General features: G+C 42.0%; 10 protein-coding genes and 2 pseudogenes. 11 read left to right on the plus strand and 1 reads right to left on the minus strand.

Translation table 11 applies throughout. The annotated features are described in order from the left end of the window. Positions 1-33 precede the first annotated feature (33 nt). From gap to cdd, 3 genes are all read left to right on the plus strand, one after another. Positions 34-1038 (plus strand): type I glyceraldehyde-3-phosphate dehydrogenase, encoded by a 1005-nt coding sequence (gene gap, locus JCM15907_RS04890; protein WP_025842938.1) that lies wholly within the window; start codon positions 34-36, stop codon positions 1036-1038. 220 nt (positions 1039-1258) lie between these two features. After that, the gene (pheS, locus tag JCM15907_RS04895; RefSeq protein WP_025842939.1) at positions 1259-2281 is read left to right on the plus strand and encodes a phenylalanine--tRNA ligase subunit alpha; all 1023 of its coding nucleotides are present in this window, start codon (positions 1259-1261) and stop codon (positions 2279-2281) included. A 69-nt stretch (positions 2282-2350) separates the two neighbouring features. Continuing rightward, positions 2351-2833, plus strand: coding sequence for a cytidine deaminase (cdd, locus tag JCM15907_RS04900; protein ID WP_025842940.1), 483 nt, complete (start codon positions 2351-2353; stop codon positions 2831-2833). 174 nt (positions 2834-3007) lie between these two features. On the opposite strand, the pseudogene rsmA reads toward cdd, so the two are convergent. Beyond that, positions 3008-3832, minus strand: a pseudogene (gene rsmA, locus JCM15907_RS10835) (16S rRNA (adenine(1518)-N(6)/adenine(1519)-N(6))-dimethyltransferase RsmA). A gap of 153 nt (positions 3833-3985) precedes the next feature. Here rsmA and JCM15907_RS10840 point away from each other — a divergent pair. The 8 genes and pseudogenes from JCM15907_RS10840 to JCM15907_RS04950 all read left to right on the plus strand — a co-directional run bounded on the left by JCM15907_RS10840 (position 3986) and on the right by JCM15907_RS04950 (position 12600). Next, the gene (locus JCM15907_RS10840; protein ID WP_051522390.1) at positions 3986-5005 is read left to right on the plus strand and encodes a lysylphosphatidylglycerol synthase transmembrane domain-containing protein; all 1020 of its coding nucleotides are present in this window, start codon (positions 3986-3988) and stop codon (positions 5003-5005) included. Between the two features lie 12 nt (positions 5006-5017). Continuing rightward, positions 5018-6472, plus strand: a complete 1455-nt coding sequence (locus JCM15907_RS04915) for an aminoacyl-histidine dipeptidase (protein ID WP_025843006.1) — start codon at positions 5018-5020, stop codon at positions 6470-6472. Positions 6473-6497: 25 nt separating this feature from the next. Continuing rightward, a pseudogene (fabD, locus tag JCM15907_RS10845) lies at positions 6498-7384 on the plus strand (ACP S-malonyltransferase). Positions 7385-7409: 25 nt separating this feature from the next. Beyond that, complete coding sequence (gene trxB, locus JCM15907_RS04925) at positions 7410-8360, plus strand: thioredoxin-disulfide reductase (protein WP_025842941.1); 951 nt, start codon at positions 7410-7412, stop codon at positions 8358-8360. A gap of 99 nt (positions 8361-8459) precedes the next feature. Beyond that, the gene (locus tag JCM15907_RS04930; protein WP_025842942.1) at positions 8460-9527 is read left to right on the plus strand and encodes a tetratricopeptide repeat protein; all 1068 of its coding nucleotides are present in this window, start codon (positions 8460-8462) and stop codon (positions 9525-9527) included. Positions 9528-9568: 41 nt separating this feature from the next. Then, positions 9569-10450 (plus strand): nucleoside phosphorylase, encoded by an 882-nt coding sequence (locus tag JCM15907_RS04935; RefSeq protein WP_025842943.1) that lies wholly within the window; start codon positions 9569-9571, stop codon positions 10448-10450. A gap of 114 nt (positions 10451-10564) precedes the next feature. After that, on the plus strand, positions 10565-10834 hold the full coding sequence (gene rpsO, locus JCM15907_RS04940) for a 30S ribosomal protein S15 (RefSeq protein WP_025842944.1): 270 nt from the start codon (positions 10565-10567) through the stop codon (positions 10832-10834). A gap of 524 nt (positions 10835-11358) precedes the next feature. Beyond that, positions 11359-12600 (plus strand): S-adenosylmethionine:tRNA ribosyltransferase-isomerase, encoded by a 1242-nt coding sequence (locus JCM15907_RS04950; protein ID WP_242396799.1) that lies wholly within the window; start codon positions 11359-11361, stop codon positions 12598-12600. The last annotated feature ends 5 nt before the right edge of the window (positions 12601-12605 follow it).

Genomic DNA, 12605 nt, shown 5'->3' on the forward strand with positions numbered 1-12605 from the left:
AACAATTCAAAATAGTAAATATAAGGTATCGCTATGATTAAAGTAGGGATTAATGGATTTGGCCGTATTGGCCGTTTAGTTTTTAGAGCTTCTCTTCTTAGAGATGACGTAGAGGTGGTAGCAATCAACGACTTGATTGATGTAGACTACATGGCTTACATGCTTAAATACGATTCTGTACATGGACGTTTCCAAGGTACTGTACGTGTAGAAGATGGAGTCTTGGTTGTAAATGATAGAAAAATTCGCGTTACAGCTCAGACAGACCCTGCTTTGATTAATTGGGGAGCTGCTGGTGTCGAGTATGTAGTTGAGTCTACAGGGCGTTTCCTTACTAAAGAGCTAAGTGAAGGCCATATTAAAGCAGGGGCTAAATATGTAGTGATGTCTGCGCCTTCTAAAGACGATACTCCTATGTTCGTAACAGGAGTAAACTTGGATACCTATAAAAAAGGTACTCAATTTGTTTCTAACGCTTCTTGTACAACCAACTGCTTGGCTCCTTTGGCCAAGGTGTTGAATGATAACTTTGGTATTGAAATGGGATTGATGACTACCGTACACGCTGCTACAGCTACACAGAAGACTGTAGATGCTCCCAGTCAAAAAGACTGGCGTGGTGGTCGCTCTGCTATTGGCAACATTATCCCTTCTTCTACGGGGGCTGCTAAGGCTGTAGGTAAAGTTATTCCTGAACTCAATGGAAAACTTACGGGGATGTCTTTCCGTGTACCTACCATGGATGTCTCGGTAGTAGACCTTACCGTGGCTTTGAAAAAGCCTGCTACCTATGCGGAGATTTGTGCTGCTGTGAAGAAAGCATCAGAAAACGAACTCAAGGGCATCTTAGGCTATACAGAAGAAGAAGTGGTTTCTACCGATTTCACTTCTGACCCTCGCACTTCTATCTTCGATGCTAAGGCTGGTATCGCTCTTAACGATAAGTTTGTAAAGCTTGTTTCTTGGTACGATAATGAGTGGGGATATTCTAACAAAGTTCTCTGCCTCATTGCCCACATGGCAGAAGTAAACAAATAATATATAACATCAAGAGGGGGCTTACCGAAGTGTAATACATAGGGCAAGCTCCCTCTTTTCCTTTTATAGACTCTTCTTTTATAGGAGAGAGAAAAAGCCTTCTTATGACTCCTTTGGGGAAAAACTTTTATTAAGAGATATGCAGTGAGGTGTTAGCCAGCATTGTAGAAAAGGAGCTGGGAGGGATTAATGTAGAATTTTGCAAGCAAAATAGGAACTCGTGTCTTTAATAGAAAAAGTACGTGGCGTTATCGCCGAAGTGGAAAATTTGAAAGCACAACGCTTAGATGAGGTTGAGGCTTTACGGATTCAGTTTCTCAGTAAAAAGGGAAAAATACAAGCTCTTGTAGAGGAGTTTAGAGATGTACCCAGAGAGGAGAAACCTGTAATTGGTGCTCTCCTAAATGAGCTAAAACAGAAAGCTTTAGAGCGAATAAACTCCTTGAGAGATAGTTTGTCCGTAAAAACCGATACGGAAAGAGAAGACCTCTCTCGTTCTCCCTATCCAATTCCTTTAGGTAGTCGGCATCCTCTCTCTATCGTACGCCAAGAGATAACGCAGATATTTTCCAAATTAGGCTTTAGCATAGCCCTCGGACCCGAGATAGAGGATGACTATCACGTCTATTCAGCCTTGAACTTTGCTCCAGACCACCCTGCTCGAGATATGCAGGACACTTTCTTTGTACAGCAACACCCTGATATTGTACTACGCTCCCACACCTCTTCTGTCCAAGTACGGGTTATGGAGACTTCTAAGCCTCCTATTCGAGTATTATGTCCAGGGCGAGTTTATCGAAATGAGGCTATTTCCGCACGAGCACACTGCTTTTTTCACCAAGTAGAGGGGTTGTATATTGATAAGAACGTATCTTTTTCAGATTTGAGAGAGGTGCTTTTCTATTTTGCTCGAGAGCTTTTCGGTCCCGATACAAAAATTAGGCTTCGCCCAAGCTACTTCCCCTTTACAGAACCTTCTGCCGAGATGGATATTTCTTGTAACATCTGTGGGGGAGAGGGTTGCTCTTTCTGTAAGCATACAGGTTGGGTAGAGATATTAGGGTGTGGAATGGTAGACCCCAACGTGTTGGAGGCTTCTGGTATAGACTCCTCTGTGTATAGTGGCTATGCTTTTGGCTTGGGTATAGAGCGTATCACCAACTTGAAGTATAGAGCTAAAGATTTACGCCTATTTTCCGAAAATGACAAGCGTTTCTTAGAGCAGTTCGAGGGGGTACACTAATGCCCTTGAGACTTTTCTTGGTAGCCTCTTTGAACCTCAAAATGTAGAGACTTTTTAGATACTATCCTGATGAAGAGCAATCAAGTAACAATCCCTTATAGGGAGATAGGTAGAGAGGAGTTTTCGGATGACTTGCTCCTTTTAGAGCAACATGCGGTTGAGGCGGCCCAAAAGGCGTATGCTCCTTATAGTCACTTTTATGTAGGTGCAGCTGTACGCCTTTCGAGTGGTACAATTGTTACAGGTAGTAATCAAGAAAATGCGGCTTATCCTTCAGGCTTATGTGCAGAGAGAACAGCGCTTTTTTCGGCTGGGGCTTTGTATCCCAACGACCCTGTTGAGGCTCTTCTTATCGTTGCTTTCTCTCAAGATGAGCGAGTAGAGACCATTACCCCTTGTGGTGCTTGTCGTCAAGTATTGATGGAGGTAAGTAGTCGTTTCAATCGTCCTTTCCAAGTGATTATGGCGGGAGAAAAGAGAGCCATCGTTTTGGACGATAATAAAGGGTTGCTTCCTTTTGCTTTCGATGGTAGCGATTTGCCTAAAGAATGAGGGCTATACTTCCAAAAAGACAATACTTTTATAGAGAAAAAGAGCCTTCTTTTCTCTTCCCATAATGGAAGATATTTTACAAAGAAGAGAGAGGAATAGACAAAACCCAGTATCAGTTCCGAGAGAGCTAATGCTGGGTTATTTTTTGTAGAGAAGAGAAGTCGAGACTTTCTGTTATTCTTTTGTTGATTCTTCTTTTACACAATCTTCTTGTAGGAGTTTTTCATACTCTTGTGTGAGCCAAATATACTCTTCGACATCCAAGCGTTCGGCTCGTAGAGAGAATATAGGAAGAGAGTAATCGTAGCTATCTCCGAATAGACTTTTAAGGGCATTGCGCAGGGTTTTGCGCCTTTGTCCAAAGGCAGTCTTAACCACTTTCTTGAAGAGAGCTTCATCGCAAGGTAGGGAAGTTCTTTGGTTACGCACCAGTCGGAGTACTCCTCCTTTAACTTTTGGAGGTGGATCAAAGTCCAGTTCGCTCACAGTAAAGAGATATTCAGCATCGTACCAGCATCGGAGCAGTACGGTCAAGATACCATAATCTCGCCCTCCGGGAGAGGCACACAGGCGCTCGGCAACTTCTTTTTGTAGCATTCCAGCACAGCAGGGCACTCTATCTCTTAAATCGAGCAAGCGAAAGAAAATTTGACTTGATATGTTGTAAGGATAGTTTCCAATCATAACAAAAGGAGTATCGGGCTTTTCGGGGATAAGTTTTTCCTCGGGCAGGTGTAGCACATCGCCTCTGTTAAGCATCGTCCGTCGGCAAAGTAGGGAAAGTTCTTTTGGAGGTATTCCACAGATTCATGGTCTATCTCCAATAGATAAAGCTCAAAGTCCAAATCGAGCAACACTTGCGTGAGTACCCCCATACCGTCCTATTTCTAAAACGGGTATTCCTTTCCAAGGCAATATACTCTCTCCGATGGATTGGGCAGCCGATAGATTGGTGAGAAAATGTTGCCCTAAGGCCTTTTTTGCACGTACTTTATTCATAGATTCTTTCAAATATGGAGTATATTTGCATTGTTTATAGTGCGAAGTTAGATATTCATCTCCTATTATGGGATAGCCCATTTGCAGATGCTGGATGGCAATGTGAAAAAGGAGTGGTGATATAAGACTTGCACTTAATATAAGAGTATTAAAATGAGTAGCTTACACTCCTTCTTTCAAAAGAAAAATTTATTTCGCTTCTTCTTTTCATTGTTCATCGGCATAGGGTTGCTACTCTTTGTATATCGCTCCATTGATATTACTGACCTCTCCTCGTTTCTTTTGGATAAAAGTATTCGTTGGGAGATTATAATTGTCTCTGTTTTTGTGGGAGTTTTGGCTAACCTTTTTCGAGGTTTGAGGTGGAGGTTGCTCATACAACCTTTTAGTACTCCATCCCCCAAACGAAGTAACGTTATTTTAGTTTCTTGGGGATGTTTTTCTATCAATATGCTTTTTCCCAGAGCTGGGGAAGTATGGCGTTGTACAACTTTAGCGCGCCGAGAGCAGCTCCCTTTTTCTAAACTTTTGGGCTCTCTTTTTATGGATAGAGTTATGGATATGTTGGTTATCCTGCTCCTATTTATTGCCTGTGTACTCTCTTTTAGAACCCAATTGATGCTCTTTTTTGTGGGGCAGAATAGTTGGAGAGAGCGCTTCCATGTATGGCTTTCGTCTTCTCAATTTTGGCTTTTGATAGCAGTAGTTGTTGTGTCTATTACTTTCGGATTTGTCTGGATGTACAAGAGGAACTTGTGGCAAAAAATAAAAAAAGAGATGAGAATGGTCTTAGAAGGCTTTCGCTCTATCCGTTCCTTGGCATCCCCTTGGCTTTTCCTACTCTATACGATAGCTATGTGGCTTTGCTATTACTATGCTTTTCAGATAACGTTTGAGGCTTTCTCTTTTACCGAGAGTTTGAGTTGGGATATTGCTTTCCTATCGTTTGTAATGGGCACAATAGGAGTGGTCGTGCCCGTTCAGTCGGGTATAGGAGCGTGGCACTTTATGATTATAACCACGTTGGGTCTCTTTGGGATTGTGCAACAAGATGCAGGTGTATTTGCTCTTGTGGTACATACTTTTCAAACACTGGGTAATGCCCTTGTTGGTTTTTTTGCTATCTTAGTGTTACCTTTACTGAACAAAAACTATAATAGAACAGCTAAATAAATAAAACAGCTTATGGCAAAAGAAATTTTGAATTTGCAACCAGCTTCCGTGTGGAAGTATTTTTATGATTTTACACAGATACCTCGCCCGACAGGACAGATGGAAGAGGTTACAAATTATGTATATGAGTGTGGCAAAAAAATGGGGCTTGAGACGTTGCGCGATGAGGTAGGCAATATTTTAATTCGCAAGCCTGCAACAAAAGGTTATGAGAGTAGACCCATTGTTACTTTACAGTCGCATGTCGATATGGTGCCTCAGAAAAATTCAGACGTCAACCACGATTTTTCAAAAGACCCTATCGATGCCTACATAGATGGAGAGTGGGTAAAAGCAAGAGGTACTACCTTGGGCGCAGATAATGCCATTGGAGCTTCTATGGCTTTAGCCATTATGGAAGATAATTCTTTGGAACATGGTCCTCTTGAAGCTCTCTTCACAATTAATGAAGAGGTCGGAATGGATGGAGCTAATGGTCTAAAACCAGGTTTTTTGAAGGGCGATATCTTACTCAATATAGACTCTGAGGTTGAGGGTAAACTTTTCATCGGTTGTGCTGGAGGGGTTGATGTGAATGTTTCTTTGGAATATAAAGATCAGGAGACTTCTTCGGAAGACGATTGTGCAGTGCGCCTCTCGCTTGTGGGCTTGAAAGGAGGTCACTCCGGTGTAGATATTCACGTAGGAAGGGCCAACGCTAACAAGTTGATGGCTCGCCTCTTAAAGGCTGCCATAGAAGAGTTCGGTATTCGTCTAAGCTCTTTCGAAGGGGGTACGATGCGCAATGCTATCCCTCGTGAGGCTTTCGCAACACTCACTTTGGCTCCAGAGGACAGTGAAAACTTCAATAAGTTTATCGCTGACTTCGAAGCGCTCTTTACCAAAGAGTTTGCAGGTATTGAGGATAGAATTGCACTTAAAATAGAGAAGTGCGAGTTGCCCAAGTACCTAATCCCCGAAGATGTTCAAGACAATTTGATTAATGCCTTGGAGGCTTGTCAAAATGGTCCTATCTCTATGTTACAGAGCTTTCCTGACACAGTAGAGGCTTCTACGAACCTGTCTATTGTTCGTGCTGGCGAGGGTAAGGTTACCGTTAACTTCCTCGTAAGAAGTTCTTCTGATAGTCGTAAGATGTGGGTGGCTTCGAGCATTGAAAGTACCTTCCTTCTCATAGGGGCAAAAGTAGAGTTCGATGCTTCTTACACAGGATGGCAGCCCAATGCTCAGTCTCATATTATGAATGTAATGAGTAAAGCCTTCGAAGATTTCTATAACGAGAAACCCGATATAAAGGTTATGCATGCAGGTTTGGAGTGTGGTATCATTCAGGGAGTTATGCCCAATATGGATATGATTTCATTCGGTCCTGAAATTCGTCACCCTCACTCTCCAGATGAGAAAGTACATATCGAGTCAGTAGCACGCTCTTATCAAGTGCTTTTGAATACGCTGAAGTTAGTTTAATACAGATTTATATATAGCAATTGTTATGAAAAAGGCTTATGTATTCCCAGGTCAAGGGGCACAGTTCGTAGGCATGGGACTTCCTCTCTATGAGAGCAACGACACCGCAAAACAGCTCTTTGAAGAGGCTAATGATATTTTGGGCTTCTCAATTACAGATATAATGTTTAAGGGTACAGATGAAGATCTCAAACAAACTAAGGTTACGCAACCCGCTGTTTTTCTTCATTCGGTAATTTTAGCTCGTTGCTTGGGAGAAGATTTTCGCCCCGATATGTTAGCAGGGCACTCTCTGGGAGAATTCTCTGCTTTGGTAGCTGGAAATGCTCTTTCTTTTGCAGATGGCTTGCGTTTAGTATCTAAGCGCGCCCAAGCTATGCAAAAGGCTTGCGAAAAAACTTCCTCTACTATGCTGCTGTATTAGGCTTGCCCGATGAAAAAGTAGCTGAGATTTGCGCCTCTATCACTGACGAAATTGTCGTTGCTGCCAACTATAACTGCCCTGGACAAATCGTTATATCGGGTACTATGTCTGGTGTGGAGAAGGCTTGTGAGTTGATGAAAGCGGCTGGAGCAAAGAGAGCATTGCCTTTAAAGGTGGGCGGAGCTTTCCATTCTCCTTTGATGGAACCTGCTCGTGAAGAGTTGGCAGAGGCTATTTCTAATACCTCTTTCAATATGCCTATGGCTCCTATTTATCAAAATGTAGTGGCAAAGGCTGTGACGAATCCTATTGAAATCAAAGAAAACCTCATCAAGCAACTTACTTCTCCTGTACGCTGGACAGAGTCTGTTACCCAAATGGTCGCTGATGGTGCTACTCATTTCGTAGAGTTAGGTCCTGGTAATGTATTGCAAGGACTGGTGCGTAAAATAGCTTCGACAGTAGAGATAGAGGGAAGAGAGCAATAACTTATTTTCAGAATATATAGAACTAATGAACAATACAAACGAACACGTACGTTGCCTGATTTTAGGTTCTGGCCCAGCAGGTTATACGGCTGCTATCTATGCCTCTCGTGCAAATTTACGCCCTCTCTTATTTTCGGGTCTTCAACCTGGAGGACAGTTAACGACTACAACAGATGTTGAAAACTTCCCAGGTTATCCAGATGGGATTACAGGACCAGAAATGATGAATCAGTTAAAAGAGCAAGCTCTTCGTTTCGGAGCAGATATCCGTTCGGGAATGGCAACCGAAGTTGATTTGTCAAAGAAACCCTATACCATAACCATCGATGGAGAGAAGAAGATTACTGCTGACTCTCTTATCATTGCAACAGGGGCTGCTGCCAAATACCTTGGCTTGCCCGATGAAGAGAAGTATGCAGGTATGGGAGTTTCGGCTTGTGCTACCTGTGATGGTTTCTTCTATAGAGGTCGCACTGTAGCAGTAGTTGGAGGAGGAGATACGGCTTGCGAAGAAGCTACTTACTTGGCTGGCTTGGCTAAGAAAGTGTACTTAATAGTGCGCAAAAACTATTTAAGAGCGTCTCAGGTTATGCAAGATCGAGTGCTGAATAACCCTAAGATTGAGGTGCTTTTTGAGCATAATACCGTTGGTCTCTTTGGAGAAGATGGCGTAGAAGGTGCTCATTTAGTAAAGCGTAAGGGAGAGCCTGATGAGTCTATGGTAGATATTGCAATAGATGGTTTCTTCTTAGCGATTGGTCATAAGCCTAATACAGACATTTTCAAAGGACAGATTGATTTGGATGAGGCTGGATATATACTAACTCGCAATGGTACTCCTTTGACTAATGTACCTGGGGTATTTGCCGCAGGAGACGTCGCAGACTCACGTTACCGTCAGGCGATTACATCAGCAGGTTCTGGATGTAAGGCTGCATTGGAAGCAGAGAAATATCTTGTAGAGAACAATCTGTAAAAATGCATGAAGAGCCCTTTTCTCTTTCGGGAGAGAGGGCTCTTTTTATTGTCCTATAGGTTTAATAAATAGCTCTCAAATACTCTTAGCCCAAATAGAATGAGAAAAAAACAATTTTTCGGCTTTATAGGAGGACTTTTCTTCTCTCTTTTTCTCTTTAATCTGGAGGCTCAAACATTAGAGGAGGCAGAAACTTTTGCCGAACAAGGTTTGTTTGTGGAAGCAAATAGTATATATGAACACTTGATAGAGAAGAGTCCTAACAATATTGCTGTTCGAGATTCTTGGAGTAAAGTGCTCTTGAAAATGTACGATTATGATAGAGTAATAGAGTTATTATCTACCATAAAGGGCAAGAAAAAAGATGCCTCTTTGGCTCTGTTGGCAGAGGCTTATTACCATTCTTATCGTTTTCCAGAGGCTATCCAAACGATTAACCTTATGGGGGGGAAAAAGAAGATAATCTCCGAAGAGATGAAACTTTTAAACTCTATGGCACAACGAGCCTCGAAGATGTTGGAGTATTCTGAATGGATAGAAGTAATCGATAGCGTTCAAATAGATTTATCTCATTTGGAGAACTTTCCACAAGGACATTTATCCAAAGAGTGGGGGACTTTCTTAAAGAATAGAGAGATAATTAGCAAGGCTCCTGCTTATCATCCTGTTTATCAAACCAGTTTGGGGCATGAACGCTTCTTCTCTATGCAGGGAGAGCAGGATGATATGGAGCTTTTTTATACCCGAAAAGTCGGAGCAAAGTGGACAGAAACTCTTCCTTTAAACTCTTTGAATACTTCTTTCGAAGAGATTTATCCCATACTAAGGCAAGATGGTATAACGCTTATATTTTCTCGGAAAAGTCCTGATGGTATAGGGGGATACGACCTCTATCTAACGCGTAAAAATATTGACACCAACGAGTTTTTATCTCCAACTCTCCTGGGTATGCCTTTTAATTCTCCTTTTAATGACTACTTCCTTATCTATGATGACCTATATAAGATCGGAGTCTTGGCATCCGATCGTTACTGTCCCGAAGGAAAAGTGCATATCTATACGTTTCGTTTGAGCGAACAATCAACGAAAATAACAACGAACGACTTAGACTCTAAACGCCCTCTTGCTGCTTGGTATCCTTGGAGAACAACGATAAACAGAGAGTAAATAGCAAACGTATTAAATCAGTAGAATAAATATTTAATGGTATGGAAAAGCGTATAATCCCTTCTTCAGAACTCATTATAAATGCAGATGGCTCTGTGTTTCATTTGCACCTTAAGCCAGAAAACTTGTCAGATAAAATTCTTTTGTGTGGAGACCCTGATAGAGTCGGTATGATTGCTTCTCGTTTTGATTCTATAGAATGCGACGTTTCTAACAGAGAGTTCCGTACTATAACAGGTTTTTATAAAGGAAAACGTCTCACTGTTCAGAGTCATGGTATTGGAGGAGACAATATAGAGATTGTAGTTAACGAGTTGGATATACTTGCCAACTTTGACTTTGAGAAGCGTTGTGTAAAGGACGATTTTCGTCAGCTAACGATGGTACGCATCGGTACCTCTGGAGGAATACAACCCGAGGCTCCCATCGGCACCTATGTTGCTGCAGAAAAGGCTATTGGCTTCGATGGCGTAATAAATTTCTATGCCAATACTCGTTCCATACGAGATTTGGAGTACGAGAAGGCTCTAATCGAACAGCTTGAATGGAAAATAGAGGGACTAACCCCTTATGTGGTTACAGCCGATAAGGAGTTGCTTGAGCAGATAGCAGGCAAAGATGCACGTGTGTTACGAGGCTCAACGATAGCTTGTAATGGCTTCTATGCTCCTCAGGGCAGAAAGTTGCGACTCCCTTTGGCAGATGAAGAACTCAACAAGAAGATAGAGGATTTCCGCTACAAAGACTTCAAGATAACCAATTTTGAGATGGAGTCTTCGGCTCTTTCGGGCATGGCAAGTCTCTTAGGACATAAGGCTCTCACGATTTGCTGTATCATAGCGGGAAGGCAAAATTTGAACATGAATACAGACTACAAGGGGAGTATCGAGGGGCTAATAGACCTTGTTTTAGATAGAATCTAATTTATTTAGCACTCTGTTATTGCCTTTTTAGGTAAAAGTGTTACCTTTGCTGGCGATCTGCAACCGTAGTGCGGGTGCAGCACCCTTTGTTTAACTCGTTAATTATAAAACGAAATGTATTTAGATTCAGCTAAGAAGAAAGAGATCTTCGGACAGTATGGACAGTCGTCTAACGACACAGGTAGCGTAGAAAGCCAAGTAGCACTTTTTACCTATCGTATTGCTCACCTTACAGAGCACCTCAAATCTAATAAGAAAGACTTCGCAACAGCGCGTGCCCTTAAGATGTTGGTAGGTAAGCGTCGTCGTCTTTTGGATTATGTAGCTAAGAAAGATATTGAGCGCTATCGTGCTCTTATTGCTAAGTTGGGTATCCGTCGCTAAAAAGACACGATCCCCTAAGAATGTTATCCTTAGGGATACTTTCTAAACACTTTACAAATCATTTATAACTCTCGGTTGTTCTACAAAAGAACTTCCGAGAGTTCTTTTGTAGGGATTATATTTTTCTTGAACTAACTTTTTTTTGAGTGCATCATTAGACGCACTCGTACTCTTCCCAGTCATAAATCTGATAGGACAAAACCATAGAACCTTTTACCCGAAAGCATGGAACCTTTTAACTTCAACCATTAAGGGTTTGTAAGGAAAGCATTAACCCTTCAAAATGCTACGTTATATGTTGCCTATTTTCTTTTTTGTACAACATTGCTACCTATCTTCACCGAAACTGCTCGAAAGAGAAAATAGCATTGTTGGGTTTGAGGGTACTTCACTTTCATTCTGAAAAAACGAACCCTATCTTTTCAAGCTCTTTTTGGGAGCTTGTGTAGAGCTATTTATTGAAAAATCTTGGTTGCACGGTCTAAAAGTTCTACTTTTGTGCTTGATTTACGGATGGATAATCTATGCAGTCCATTAGCGCAATGAAAAGAGAGATAGAATCTATTTCAATGAAGGAGTATGATTATCTCCTCCCCGATGAAGCAATTGCTCGCTATCCTTTAGAGGATCGCTCTTCTTGCCAGTTGCTACACTATAATCGTGGAAACCTATCGACGCATCTCTTCTCCGAAATAGCCTCTTTGCTTCCGACTAATAGTTTATTGGTTAGAAACAATACAAGAGTTATAAGGGCTCGCATCTATTTGCACAAAAGTACAGGCGCACAGATAGAACTACTCTGTTTAGAGCCTGTTAGCCCCTCGCAATATGAATGCTCTTTGACGGCAACTGAGAGTTGTGTGTGGCGTTGTATGGTAGGCAATGCTCGTAAGTGGAAAGAGGGGGCACTCGAGCGAGAGGTCTGTTTTGAAGGAGAGAATTCTTTTACTTTCAGAGCCGAACGTATCGAGAAAGACCTCATCCGCTTCTCTTGGGATAATCCATCTTTTTCCTTTGGACACATCTTGGAGCAGGTAGGTATATTACCTATTCCCCCTTACCTCAATAGAGCGACCGAAGAGCGAGACAATAGAGACTACCAAACTGTCTATGCCGTGAATAAAGGTTCGGTGGCAGCTCCCACGGCAGGATTGCACTTTACGGATAGAGAGTTTGAGCAAATTACCCAGAGGGGAATACCCGTTGCCGATGTTACTCTACACGTTGGGGCGGGAACCTTTCTCCCTGTTAAGTCAGACAGCATTGCAGAACACTCTATGCATCAGGAGTTGTGCATCGTAGAGCGTGCTACCATAGAGCAACTGCTCGATCACACCGACCAAATCATAGCGATAGGCACAACAAGCGTTCGCACGTTGGAAAGTCTTTATTATGTTGCACTCAATCATCTGGATGAACTGACAACATCTGAAGAAGGGGCTTCTCTCCCAGTAGTAGATCAGTGGGAGCCCTACACAACTCCAGATAGCGAAGAGACTACAAGAGACCTTTTGCAAAGGTTGCTATTTAGAATGCAAGAGTTAGAGCTTTCTTCTGTCGTATTTGCTACTACTTTGTTGATTATACCAGGCTATCGTTTCCATATTGTAAAAGGGCTTGTAACTAATTTTCATCAGCCCAAGAGTACACTTTTACTCATGATAGCAGCACTGTTAGGCGAGAATTGGAAAGCAATGTACGACTATGCTCTTGCGCATAACTACCGTTTTTTGAGTTATGGTGATGCCTCTCTTTTACTACCTTGAACTTT

Origin of the sequence: Porphyromonas gingivicanis JCM 15907 (assembly GCF_000614585.1) — a bacterium.
Lineage (GTDB): Bacteria > Bacteroidota > Bacteroidia > Bacteroidales > Porphyromonadaceae > Porphyromonas > Porphyromonas gingivicanis.